The organism is Enorma sp. (genome assembly GCF_982429025.1).
The window spans coordinates 1-11,942 of the sequence record NZ_CEWCAA010000057.1 but is presented as its reverse complement, the minus strand read 5'-3'; the positions used below and the strand labels follow the sequence as shown (position 1 = coordinate 11,942).

The following is an 11,942-nucleotide window of genomic DNA, read 5'->3' as shown; positions in this document are numbered from 1 at the left end:
CAGATAGGGGGTGCATTAATATGCTGCGACGCCTCCCCGCCGCCGCTCCTGTTCCCACCGCCCCTCACGACTTTTTTGAATTCTTAAGCCGCGCCGCCGGACGTCGGGCAATCCATGAGAAAATAGACACCGTATGAGTGATTGACGTATGAGATGTACGAGAGGGGAGAGCATATTGGATAAGAACGAGATTCAAAAGCGCATGAACGAGGCCATTCGCCTCACTGCCCCCGGACAGCCCATTCGTACCGCCCTCGACATGATTATTGCCGGGCACCTTGGCGCGCTCATCTGCGTGGGCGATACCGAGCACGTGCTTGCGGCAGGCAACGACGGGTTTCCGCTCAACATCTCGTTTACCAGCAACCGCCTCTTCGAGCTTTCCAAGATGGATGGCGCCGTCGTGATCGACGACAATCTCTCGCAGATTTTGCGAGCTAATTTTCACCTTAACCCCGATCCGTCGCTGGCTACGAGCGAAACGGGCATGCGCCATCGCACCGCTGCGCGCATGAGCGTGCTCACCGACGCCATCGTGATCTCGGTCTCCGAGCGCCGCGGCGTCGTCAACGTGTACGTGCGCGGCAAGTCGTATCAGATCCAGCCGGTCTCGGAGATCATGGCATCGGTGAACCAGCTGGTCTCGACGCTGCAGACCACGCGCGCCTCGCTCGACCGCGCCCTACTGCGCCTTACAGCCCTCGAGTTGGACGACTATGTGACCCTTGCGGACATCACCGACATCTTCTCGAGTTTCGAGATTCTGCAGCAGGCGAAGGACGAGCTTAAATTCTGCATCGTGAAGCTCGGCAGCCAGGGCAAGCTCGTTCAGATGCAGCTCGAGCAACTCGCGGGCACCTCGATCGAGAACGACTACAACCTCATGATTCGCGACTACGCTTCGGACTCATCGGAAGATAACGCCCGCCGTATCCGCAGCCTCTTTAGCGAGATGACGCCTCAGGAGCTCACCAACCCGCAGCGCGTGGCCCAGGCGCTCGGCTACGACGATCTGGACGAAGACTCCGTTATGACCCCGCTTGGCCTGCGCACGCTTTCGCAGGTGTCGGTCGTGCGCGACGGCGTGGCCGAGAAGATCGTGGACGAGTACGGTTCGCTGCAGGAGCTGCTGGACGACATCCAGAAGGACCCGGAGCGCTTGGGCGACTTCGGCGTGAACAACCCCACGATCCTTGCAGACTCGCTGTATCGCATGCAGGGCAAGCGCGGTGGTGCTGCGTGAGCGAGATGGCCGAGGGGCAGTACGAACCGACCGGGCAGCGGCACGAGTTCGCATCTCCACAACAGGTTGCGGCCTCTGCTGGGCCCCGCATGGCTGCGCCCGTTTGCGCGATCATCGTTGCGGGGGGCACCGGGTCGAGATTTGGTAACCCGGGCGGCAAGCAGCTGGTGATGGTGGAGGGTCGGCCGCTCGTGTCGTGGTGCATCGCGGCCTTTGATCGCGCTGAGCTTGTAGGCCACATCGTGGTGGTGTGCCCGCAGGAGCGAAGGAGCGAGATGGCCCGCGACGCCGTGGAACCCTTTGGATATGCGACGCCCGTAACCTATGCCGACGCCGGCTCTACCCGCCAGGATTCCACCCGCGCGGGGCTTGATGCGGTGCCGGAGGGCTTTTCCTACGTGGCCGTGCATGACGGGGCCCGGCCGCTTATCAAGTCCCAGACCATCGACAGCGCGGCTCGGGTCCTCATGGCCAATGCTGAAATCGACGGTGTGGTGTGCGGACAACCCGCTATCGATACGCTCAAGCGCGTCGAGCCCGATGGCCGCATCATCGACACCCCGCCGCGCAGCCAGTTTTGGACGGTGCAAACGCCGCAGATCTTTACGGTCGCGGCGCTTCGGTGTGCGTTTGAGGTTGCCGATCGCACGGGCTTCGTAGGCACCGACGATGCCTCGCTAGTGGAACGAGCTGGCGGAAGCGTGCTCTGTGTAGAGAGCCCGCGCGACAATATAAAGGTGACGGTGCCCGAAGACCTGGCCGTGGTTGCCGGTGCTTTGCGGCGCAGCTCTGGGTATGAAGCCTGATATGTCTAGAACGACATGCAAAGGAGGTCGGCGCATGCTGCGCATCGGTCACGGATACGACGTTCACCAGCTGGTGGAGGGGCGTCGCTGCATCATCGGCGGCGTGGACATTCCGCACGACCGTGGCTTGCTCGGGCACTCGGACGCCGACGTGCTGGCCCATGCGCTCGCCGATGCGATTTTGGGTGCATGCCGTGGCGGAGATATCGGGAAGCTCTTCCCCGATACCGACCCTGCCTACGAGGGCGCCGATTCGCTGGTGCTGCTCTCCCGCGTGATGGAATACGCGCGCGAGCGCGGCTATGAGTTCGTAGACGCCGATTGCACCCTGGCGTGCCAAGAGCCCAAGATCACGCCCTACCGCGACCAGATGCGCGAGAACCTGAGCCGCGCGCTCGGCGTTTCCGTGGAGTGCGTGGGCGTGAAGGCTACCACGACCGAGCACCTTGGCTGGGAAGGCCAGGGCCAGGGCATCGGTGCCTGGGCCGTCTGCCTGCTCGAGCAGCGATGTTAGGTCTATCGTCTTCATTTTTTCTTTGTTAAGGAATCTCGCCCGACGCGATGTTTCGGCGAGTCCTATGCCTGCCGACGCAGTAGTCGGTTAGGATATCACCAAGAGTCGACATGCACAGGCGGTCGCCGTGCACGCTTGTCGCGAGTTCCGCAGCAAGCCTCAGCGCGCTGAGGTTTGCGAGGACTGCCCGAGCAGCAGGCGAGCACGGCGACCGCCCCCAGGAGGACCCTCATGAAGATCTACAACAGCTCTACGCACCGCAAAGAGGACTTTCAGCCCATCGAGGAGGGCAAGGTCCGTATGTACGTGTGCGGCCCCACGGTGTACGACAACATCCACATCGGCAACGCACGCACGTTCATCAGCTTCGACGTGATTCGCCGCTGGCTCATCGCGAGCGGCTACGAGGTCACCTTCGCGCAGAACCTCACCGACGTTGACGACAAGATCATCAACCGCGCCAACGAGCAGGGGCGCACGGCGGCCGAGGTAGCGGAGGAGTTCTCCGAGAAGTTCATCGGCGTTATGCGCGCTGCCAACGTGATGGACCCGGATATTCGCCCGCGTGCCACCAAGGAGATCGGCCCCATGATCGGCATGATCAAGAGCCTGATCGAGCAGGGGCACGCGTACGCTGCCGATAACGGCGACGTGTACTTCTCCGTGCGCAGCGACCCCAGCTACGGCGAGGTGTCCGGCCGCAACGTGGATGACCTCATGGTGGGCGCGCGCATCGCGGCGGGGGAGGAGAAGCGCGACCCGCTCGACTTCGCCCTCTGGAAGGCCGCCAAGCCGGGCGAGCCGAGCTGGCCGAGCCCGTGGGGCGAGGGGCGTCCCGGCTGGCACACCGAGTGCGCCGCCATGGTTCACCGCTACCTGGGCACGCCGATCGACATCCACGGCGGTGGCTCCGACCTGGCCTTCCCGCACCATGAGAACGAGTGCGCGCAGGCCACCTGCTGCTGGCACGAGGGCTTCGCCAACACCTGGATGCACACGGGAATGCTTCTCGTAGACGGCGAGAAGATGTCCAAGAGCCTGGGCAACTTCTTCACCCTGGCCGAGGTGCTGGAGAAGCACTCCGCTGCGGCGCTCCGCCTGCTCATGCTGCAGACGCACTATCGCTCGCCGCTCGATTTCTCGTGGGAGCGTCTCGAGGGTGCGGAGAATTCGCTTGCGCGCATCGCCGGTACGGTGCAGAACCTCAAGTGGGCTGCCGACCATGCGGAAGGCGAGCCGGATGCTGAGCTTGCGGCCGGCCTCACGTCTGCCATGGAGCGCGCCGCCGCCGAGTACGAGGCCTGCATGAATGACGACTTCAATACCGCTGGCGCCATCGCCGCCTACTTCCAGCTCGTGACCGAGGCGAACACGTATCTCGACCAGGCGGCGGGTGCGGTCGATCCCGAGGCTGCGCGCGTGTGCGGCGCCGTGATTGCCGGTGCGCTCGTGCAGCTGGGTGTCGAGCTTCCCGAGCCCGAGGAAGAGCTCCCCGTGGGGCTGCTCGGTGTGGCGGCGGGACTCTGCGCCTACACGGGCGACGACGTGAACGAGGCCGCCGAGCGCATCCTTGCTGCGCGTGCCGAGGCGCGCGCCGCCAAGGACTGGGCGACGGCCGACGCCATCCGCGACCAGCTGCGCGACATGGGTCTCGTGATCGAGGACACCGCCGCCGGTTCCCGCCTCAAGCGCGCCTAATGAGACAGTTGTGCCGGGTTAAGGTGTCTCATGCTCCGAGGTGAGACAGTTGTGCCGGGTTAAAGTGTCTCATGCGAATGCTGTGGAAGGCGGCCATATCATGGAACACGAGGTTGCCGATAGTCGTGAGGCATGGGAGGCGAATGCCGTCTTCTGGGATGCGGCGATGGGCGATGCGTCAAACGCTTTCCACCGTCAGACGGTTCGGCCGGGCGTAACCGATTTGCTCGATCCACAGCCGGGCGATTTCGTGCTTGACGTGGCGTGTGGCAACGGCAACTATGCTGCCTATCTTGCGGAGCGCGGAGTGGATGTGCTCGCATTCGATTTTTCGCCCCGCATGATCGAGCTCGCCCGTTGCCGCCAGGAACGATACGCGGACCGCATTGAGTTCGTCGTGGCGGATGCCACCGATGCGGATAGCTTGCGCTCGCTCGCGCGTGCGCGGCCGTTCACCAAGGCCGTTTCCAATATGGCAATCATGGATATCGCGGCACTCGATAACCTCTTCGATGCTGTGCACCGCCTGCTTGTCGAAGACGGCATATTCGTTTTTGCGACGCAGCATCCATGCTTTGTGACCAGGACAGAGCGCTATAGCACGCCGCACAGCTATCGAGGCGAGGCAATCCCCGGTCAGCCGCAAGAGCACCTCTACTTTCATCGGTCCCTGCAGGATATTTTTGAGGCATGCTTTACCCACGGCTTTGTGATCGACGGCTTTCGTGAGTCGTGCTTTGCCGCAGAGCACGAGATTCCCGCGGTGATTATCGTCCGTGCGCGCAAGGTCGTAAGCGAACGGCGATTGAGGTAAAACGTGGCCGTGTAAAGAGCCTGAAAGGCTTGGGTGAATTCGTTCAACGATATCCGGGCGCGTATGCGTTGGTAGTTGGGCCAAACGCCTTTCCGGTCGAGGTTTTTCTTTTGGGCAAAGTGCCGCTGTCCCAGTGACAAGGCTCAATTCTCTATACTGCTATCCAGCAAAACGGACGCAAGGAGATGGCATGGCAAAGCAAAGCGGCGGCAAACGGCAGCGCCAAGGCGCGGGCGGCGGCCGTGGTGGACAGGGTACGGGCGGTAATCGCGAGCGGCGGGGGCGCATGCCGGTTCGCAAGGGTCTTTCGTCGGATGCGGGCAGGTCGAAGGGCCGTTCTGCTGGCTCTTCGGCGCACGGTGCGGCGGCTCGCCCTGGTGCCTCGCGTCGCCCGGCGGGGGAGTACATCGAGGGACGTCGCGCGGCGGCCGAGGCGCTGCGCACCGGCTTCCCGGTGAAGCGCGCCCTCGTGGCCGATGCTGAGGGCCGGCGCGACGCAGCGCTTGCCCAGCTCGTCGACCAGCTGCGCGGGGCGAACATCCCGGTGGAGTACGTCGCCGCCGAGCAGCTCGACGCGCTCTCCAGCCATGGCGCGCACCAGGGCATCGCGCTCGAGGTGGGTGCCTTCCCATACGCGGCCCTCGCCGACATTATCGCCCGCGCCGACGCCGCCGGTGGCACGGGCCCCGCGCTCGTTGTGGTGCTCGACCATGTGACCGACGCCGGCAACTTCGGTGCCATCGTGCGCTCGGCCGAGGTCGTGGGGGCTGTGGGCGTGGTCATCGCCAACAAGCGCGCCGCTGAGGTGACGGTTGCCACCTACAAGACCTCCGCCGGCGCCGTCATGCACCTGCCCATCGCGCGCGTGCCGAACATTGCCCGCGCGCTCGAGGACCTGAAGGCCGCGGGCTTCTGGACGGTCGGCGCCTCCGAGCACGCCGAGGGCAATTGCTGGGACGCGCCGCTCACCGGGCGCATCGCGCTCGTGATGGGCTCCGAGGGCGCGGGCATCAGCCGTCTGGTGCTCGAGACCTGCGACGACCTCACCAAGCTGCCGCAGCGCGGCGCGACCGAGAGCCTCAACGTTGCCCAGGCGGCCACCGCGCTCTGCTACGAATGGCTGCGCCAGAATGCGGGCGTGCTTGAGCGTGCGCCTATTACCGAAGCGCCTTCCGCCGCTTCATCTTTGGGCAAGAATGTTCAATTAAGCGGGCATTTTGAGCCCCATAACGACACAAACGTGCCCAAATATGACGGAGCAGTTTTAATGGGCGAGGCAGGTGAGTTCCATGGGTAAGAAGAGCCGAGCAAAAGCCAAGGCGAAGCGGTTCGGCGAGGGCTCGGCGCGCAAGGTGGTTGATGCCAGCACGTACGGCGCGGGCAACGCGTTTGGCTCGGCCTTCGTGTCGTCCACCGTGGTGGACCCCGTCCGCGGCACCAACTCCCGCGGCCAGCGCGAGCTCCTGGTGGTCGATGGCTACAACGTCATCCACGCGACGCCGCGCTACGAGCAGCTCATCTTCGACCGCTCCGATGACCCGTATTCCAACGACGTCTACGACCGCGCCCGCACCGCGCTCATCGCGGACGTGGCCGCGTTCGCGCAGCGCCGTTATGATGCTGTGATCGTGTTCGACGGCGCGGGCAACGTTTCGGCGGATCGGCCCAACCTCCCGCAGGCGGGCGTGCGCATCGAGTTCTCGCCCACAGGTGTATCTGCGGACACGGTGGTGCAGCGCCTGTGCATCGAGGCGCGCGAGGCGGGACGTGCGTGCTCGGTGGTGACGAGCGACGGTACCATTCAGGCGACGGTCATGGGCAAGGGTGTCACGCGTATTTCGGCGAGAATGCTCGTAGACGAGATTCGCTCGATCGATGCCGATGTGGCCGAGGCAGAGGAGGCGCCGCAGGTGAAGCTCACGCTCGGCAGCCGTCTTTCGCCCGAAGCTTTGGCCAAACTCGAAGCCCTGCGCAATCGCGGGTAGCCGGACGCGAGCAACCGCTGACGTGCGATGCGAAATTCCCTCTGTCCTGATTTCGCATGCTTGCGCGGTTGGCGCACTTTCAGTATCCTGAACAAGCTAGACGCCAGCGTGGCTCAACGGTAGAGCAGCTGATTTGTAATCAGCGGGTTGCGGGTTCGATTCCTGTCGCTGGCTCCAGAAGCATGAGAAGCCCGGTGCCCTCGCGGTGCCGGGCTTTTTGCTGCCGCGCAATAGGAACGAGTTCGGTTGCGGACTTTCTGGTGAGATGTAGTTGCCCTCCGCGCCGCCGGCCGAGATTCAGACACCGCCGGCGCCGCCGGGCGACATTCGGACGCTCGCCGCGCTTTCGGGCCGGATTCGGACGCTAGCTGGCTTCTCGGGCGACAATCGGACGCTCGGAGGCCTCTGAGCGTACGAAACCCGCCCGAAGACGGCGTTTGTGTCCGAAACCCGCCCGAGTTTCGAGACGAGACGGTTGTGCCGGGTGCATGAGACAGTTGTGCCGGGTGAAACTGTCTCACGCGCGAACTGAAGCGCCAAGAGACGTGCAAAACGGACCCGTCCCATATGGCACCACCATTTGGCACCATTTGGCGCACTAATCTACCTGCGAAGATTATTTCGAAAAAGCTCTTGAAAGATGTTGAAGGCTGAGTTCGCCTGCCGGGAGGGCTTCTCCGACCTTCGCGGCCTCCAGATCAAGCTGTCAGACTACGCTCACTGGCACAACAACTTCAGGATCCGCTCGACGATCGGCCACGTGAGCCCCGTGGAGTTCAGGAAGGCGGGGCCGACCCCACCCTCCCCGGGGTTTCCGCTGGTCGCGGGGTTGGAGTTCAGGAAGGCGGGGCCGGCCCTCTCGAAACCGTCTTAATAGGTGTTGCGGATTCACTCTTTCCAGCCCCCGAGGGACTATGGTTCCCGGACTCATCGCGACATGTCTCGCTGAGTCTTGGGGATGTCTCGCTGAGGTTAGAAATCAACGTGGAGATCAACGTTCCAATCAAATTCAAAAAAAGTTCTTGACGGTGTTATAGAACGGCGCATAATAGGGCATACACCGATTGCATCCGTACATACCATTGATGCATTCGATGGTTCCCGAGAGTGGGGGTTGGGATCCCCTAGCACATCAAGTTCAGGTTTCAGCGTGTGAGAGGTAAAACAGTGTCTAGCAATCAATTCAACAAGTAAATAGAAGCTGTCTAGTCCGTTGGTAAGCCTCCCTAGGCGGAGCTGTCTCTATTCGAGACATCTGCGTCTGTGGATGTTCGCTACCCTCCTGCTCGCATTGGCGTGGTCGTTCCTGCGCTCGGCGAGGTACCCGGGGGAGCAGTAGCTTGACAGCCGTATTTGCTGTGCCATCTCGTGCAGCCGGAGCGCACACAAGGTGCGCCTGGCTCCCCGGTGAGCGCGTCCAGAACGCGCCACGACCCGGGGAGGGGAGCCTAACGTGGGGCGATGATCTTGCACGAGAGGGCGCGGCAACTATCTGCTCGGTGGCAGCAGCCACAAGGAACGACAGCGGCGGCAACACGTGCCGCGTCGGCGCACGAGCGTCGAACACCGGGCATTTCCGTAAAACAAGCAATCAAAAACGGTTGCAGCAACCACGTGAAGCGAGCCGCAGGGTAATTCATCCGCAAGCGGCTCTGCCGGGCGACCCCGCATGCACCACGCTTGCCGGGGCAGCTCAGAGCACCTGTGAGGCCCAGACCGCCAGCAACGCGCTTGCTGGAGTGCGCTTGGGACACTCGACGAGCATCCGCGGCAATGAGGAGGGAAACCTGTGAGCAAGAACGACAAGCATGCGATCCCCGAGCTTCCGAACGACATGGTGTGCGTGATGCCGGACCGCAAGGAGACCACGCGCTGGGATGCCTGGGCGAGCCTCGTCCGCTACCGGGCGCTTCGGGCGGCTCGCCCTGAGCTCTCATCGGACTACGAGGGTCTTCCCTTTGTTTGGCTGCCCTTGGGCGAGAACCCCTATCGTGATCTCGCCTATGGGGGAGAGTCGCTTTGCACCGCCGCCGCCGATTACGGCGAGAAGCTCTGGGAATATGGTCGCGCGCTCGATTTGGACGATTATCAAGAGGGGCACGGCGATGAGAAGGGTAAGAACCTGAGCTCCTATGCCCACGCGTTCTATCGGGAACATCGACGCGAAGGGAACCCTGGCCTTTCGCCCGCGCTCGAGGCATTCGAGCATGAGGGCCTGGGAAACGACGCCGCCTTGGCCGCGTTTACGAAGGCGCTGCGCCGCGCCCAAGAAGGGGCTCGTGAAAAGGCGGCCGGCGCAGAAGACGGGGCAGAGGACGCGCTCGCGCGACGCATCGCCGATTTCGTGCGCCGGCACCGCCCACTCCTCCGCAGCTCCTCCGAGAAGGTCTCGCTTTGGCCTGCCGCATCGTTTGGCCTGAGCAATCTCTTGCAATGCCCGCTGAGCGTGTCGCTTGACGACCTGCTCGAGGAATGCGGGCAAGAAACGAACCTCGGGGCCCACCTCGCCGCTTTTCTACAAGCATACGATTCGTTTGTGCAGGAGCATCGCTCGTATCTCGCGCTCATGCGTTCCGTGCAAGGGGCGTGTGAACGGGCCACTCTGCGCCAGGCGAATCCGCTGGAAGATCAAGACGACTGCTTCTACGCCGAGTACCCCCGGTACCACGCGATGTGGGAGCATGCCATGGCATGGTGCGGGGACGACGTTCGGGAAGACGAGGAGACAGACGCGATCGGCGAGCTGTACGCCAAGCGGTATGAGCTCGCCCGGTTCGAGCTCAAGCGGCTTGCGGAGCTCCTGGACCAGCTGGATCACTACGAGGCGGAGCATCCCGGTGTAGCCGAGACCTATTACGGCACATTCGGAGATCCCGAGTGGTGTCTCAGGTGCATCTATGGGGCCGTGTGCTGTCGCGCGTGCTGCAAAGACATCGCCTGGGACGAGCCGGAGGAGGAACAGGCGCGTGAGGAGGAACAGGCGCATGGGCAGGAGCGATCGCCCGAGCAGGAGCAGGCAGCAAGAGAGGCGACCTGGCTCGTCAATCTGCTCAATAGCACCTATAAGGCCGATCGAACGCTCCGGCTCATCTTGAACCACGAGGAGGAGCTCGAGTCGGAATTCCAACAGGTCGATGTTGAGACCCCCTATGGTACCTGGCAACGCATCTCGCTCGCCGCAGCTCGGGCTAAGCGATTGAAGGCGTGGTGGAATCTGGGGAACTTCGCACTCAGCCACCCGGAGGCTGCGTCGAGGCCGCTGTTCGCGGCGGGCGAATACCGCGATCGCCTCAACCGCGCGATAGCGTTTGCCCAGCACCAGGAGCCCAACGTTACCGATGGAATGCGCATTTGCTCCGTCGCCGTAATCGATGAGTGGTGATGCAGCCGGAATGCAGCCGTCAAGGCATGAGCCTGCCACAGGAAAGCACAAGAGAAGGGGAGAGCATGTTTTGTAAGGAGCAGACCGTCCTGGCGCAACGCATTCGCGCCGCGTACGAGCAGACCGTCGACACCGTCTACCTCGAGGCGACCGTGAGGAGCTTTTCGTCGATCGCGCTCGGCGACTACATCCCCGAGCGCATGCAGCAGGAGCGCGAGGATTGCGTGCAGGTCCTCGGCTCGCTGCACCTCGACGCCTGCAGCCCGTCTGTAAAACCCGCGCCGGATCCCTTGCAGCAGACGGTGGGCCACCTCTGCTATGTGCTCGCGATGCTCGAGCGGGAACACCAGGGCGCGGCCGCCGAGACGCCCGAGACCCAGCTGGATGAGCGCACGGAAAAGCTGTACTGCGTGCTTGCGGCACCCCTCATGCGCATCGCCCGGCAGCATGCGCAACGTCGTGGGCGGGCGTCGAAGTTCCTTCAGAGCATGGGGCTTTCCGAACGCTCCGGCGAACGCACGGAAGATTTGCTCCATTTCTCTCATCGCAGGTACAACGAGCAGGTGCTCCGACTTGCTTTGGGAGGTGCGCAGCTGCGAGCCTTCATCGATGTGGCGCACATTCTGCAGGCTCGGGCGATTGCGCAGACGGCACTCGATATGGCCGCTTCCAGCCCCTCCGATGTGCTGGATGCCTTTCAGGACGGCACATGGAGCTCGGCGGCCGATTCCGAGCCGCATGCTCTGGTGACCGAAGGCGAGATCGAAATAGCGCTTATCCAGTGCGAGTCTGAGATCGGCACGCTTGACGACATGCTGGCAGGGTGCTTGGGCGACAAAGATCGCGCTCAGGATACAGACGCCATGCGCGCCGTGCTCCGCTATGCGCTTGTACTGCCGTTCGCCTCGGCATATCGCGCCGGGGCGCTCGATGCAAGCGCATGCCGCGCCTCGTCATTGAGCTTTGCGGGTCCGGTTCTTGCCCAGCGCTTGAGCGATATCCAGAGCTCCGCGGCGAACAGCAGGGGATAGAAAGAGAGGCCCATGGAAGAGAGCAGCTTCAACATGAACGAGGAGACGGTGATGGCGAGGAGCATCCAGAGCAGCAACGATCGCGAGCGGTATCGCAGCGAGACCATCCTGGGCCGGGGGCGCACGCTCTCGACGGACATCTTCGAGACGGGCATCAACAACAACATGCTCGTCATCGGGCCGTCGGGGTCGGGCAAGACGCGCAACGTCCTCAAACCCAACCTGCTCCAGATGGGGTCGAGTTTCATCGTGCTCGACACAAAGGGGACGCTCTGCCGCGAGGTGGGGCCGGAATTGGTCGAGCATGGGTACCGCGTAGAATACCTCGACTTCGCAAATCTATCGGGGGACCAGGACTTTCTGCCCGAAGGCATCAGCCGCGTGGGCTACGATCCCCTGGCGTTCATCCGCACAACCGAGCGAGACGGCAGGGTGGTGCCCAACCAGCAGGACATCATCTCGGTGGCAC

At 63.2% G+C, this 11,942-nt stretch carries 11 protein-coding genes and 1 tRNA gene; all 12 read left to right on the top strand.

What is annotated here, in order from left to right; all coding sequences use genetic code 11:
• Positions 1-148: 148 nt before the first annotated feature.
• Entirely contained in the window at positions 149-1,243 is a 1,095-nt protein-coding gene (gene disA / locus AC1VS5_RS08595) for a DNA integrity scanning diadenylate cyclase DisA (protein ID WP_407923523.1), read from the top strand.
• 89 nt (positions 1,244-1,332) lie between these two features.
• Positions 1,333-2,049, top strand: coding sequence for a 2-C-methyl-D-erythritol 4-phosphate cytidylyltransferase (ispD, locus tag AC1VS5_RS08590; RefSeq protein WP_204627703.1), 717 nt, complete (start codon positions 1,333-1,335; stop codon positions 2,047-2,049).
• 34 nt (positions 2,050-2,083) lie between these two features.
• On the top strand, positions 2,084-2,563 hold the full coding sequence (ispF, locus tag AC1VS5_RS08585; RefSeq protein ID WP_276867240.1) for a 2-C-methyl-D-erythritol 2,4-cyclodiphosphate synthase: 480 nt from the start codon (positions 2,084-2,086) through the stop codon (positions 2,561-2,563).
• 231 nt (positions 2,564-2,794) lie between these two features.
• Positions 2,795-4,261, top strand: a complete 1,467-nt coding sequence (gene cysS, locus AC1VS5_RS08580) for a cysteine--tRNA ligase (RefSeq protein ID WP_481218356.1) — start codon at positions 2,795-2,797, stop codon at positions 4,259-4,261.
• A 100-nt stretch (positions 4,262-4,361) separates the two neighbouring features.
• Entirely contained in the window at positions 4,362-5,075 is a 714-nt protein-coding gene (locus tag AC1VS5_RS08575) for a class I SAM-dependent methyltransferase (protein WP_481218355.1), read from the top strand.
• Between the two features lie 190 nt (positions 5,076-5,265).
• Positions 5,266-6,372, top strand: a complete 1,107-nt coding sequence (rlmB, locus tag AC1VS5_RS08570) for a 23S rRNA (guanosine(2251)-2'-O)-methyltransferase RlmB (RefSeq protein WP_481218354.1) — start codon at positions 5,266-5,268, stop codon at positions 6,370-6,372.
• On the top strand, positions 6,365-7,060 hold the full coding sequence (locus AC1VS5_RS08565) for an NYN domain-containing protein (protein WP_481218353.1): 696 nt from the start codon (positions 6,365-6,367) through the stop codon (positions 7,058-7,060). The genes rlmB and AC1VS5_RS08565 overlap by 8 nt, the downstream gene beginning before the upstream one ends.
• 102 nt (positions 7,061-7,162) lie before the next feature.
• Positions 7,163-7,237, top strand: a tRNA-Thr gene (locus AC1VS5_RS08560).
• A 463-nt stretch (positions 7,238-7,700) separates the two neighbouring features.
• Entirely contained in the window at positions 7,701-7,934 is a 234-nt protein-coding gene (locus tag AC1VS5_RS08555; RefSeq protein ID WP_481218352.1) for an IS3 family transposase, read from the top strand.
• A 915-nt stretch (positions 7,935-8,849) separates the two neighbouring features.
• Positions 8,850-10,442 carry a hypothetical protein gene (locus tag AC1VS5_RS08550; protein ID WP_481218351.1) on the top strand — a complete coding sequence of 531 codons (1,593 nt, stop codon included), beginning with the start codon at positions 8,850-8,852 and terminating at the stop codon, positions 10,440-10,442.
• Between the two features lie 65 nt (positions 10,443-10,507).
• The gene (locus AC1VS5_RS08545) at positions 10,508-11,473 is read left to right on the top strand and encodes a hypothetical protein (protein WP_481218350.1); all 966 of its coding nucleotides are present in this window, start codon (positions 10,508-10,510) and stop codon (positions 11,471-11,473) included.
• A gap of 51 nt (positions 11,474-11,524) precedes the next feature.
• Positions 11,525-11,942 (top strand): type IV secretory system conjugative DNA transfer family protein (locus AC1VS5_RS08540; RefSeq protein ID WP_481218357.1); only part of this gene is annotated, 418 nt, incomplete at its 3' end.

Bases quoted from the DNA above. Each gene is read 5' to 3' on its own strand.
- disA (WP_407923523.1), top strand. From the start codon at position 149: ATGAGATGTACGAGAGGGGAGAGCATATTGGATAAGAACGAGATTCAA.
- ispD (WP_204627703.1), top strand. From the start codon at position 1,333: ATGGCTGCGCCCGTTTGCGCGATCATCGTTGCGGGGGGCACCGGGTCG.
- ispF (WP_276867240.1), top strand. From the start codon at position 2,084: ATGCTGCGCATCGGTCACGGATACGACGTTCACCAGCTGGTGGAGGGG.
- cysS (WP_481218356.1), top strand. From the start codon at position 2,795: ATGAAGATCTACAACAGCTCTACGCACCGCAAAGAGGACTTTCAGCCC.
- AC1VS5_RS08575 (WP_481218355.1), top strand. From the start codon at position 4,362: ATGGAACACGAGGTTGCCGATAGTCGTGAGGCATGGGAGGCGAATGCC.
- rlmB (WP_481218354.1), top strand. From the start codon at position 5,266: ATGGCAAAGCAAAGCGGCGGCAAACGGCAGCGCCAAGGCGCGGGCGGC.
- AC1VS5_RS08565 (WP_481218353.1), top strand. From the start codon at position 6,365: ATGGGTAAGAAGAGCCGAGCAAAAGCCAAGGCGAAGCGGTTCGGCGAG.
- AC1VS5_RS08555 (WP_481218352.1), top strand. From the start codon at position 7,701: ATGTTGAAGGCTGAGTTCGCCTGCCGGGAGGGCTTCTCCGACCTTCGC.
- AC1VS5_RS08545 (WP_481218350.1), top strand. From the start codon at position 10,508: ATGTTTTGTAAGGAGCAGACCGTCCTGGCGCAACGCATTCGCGCCGCG.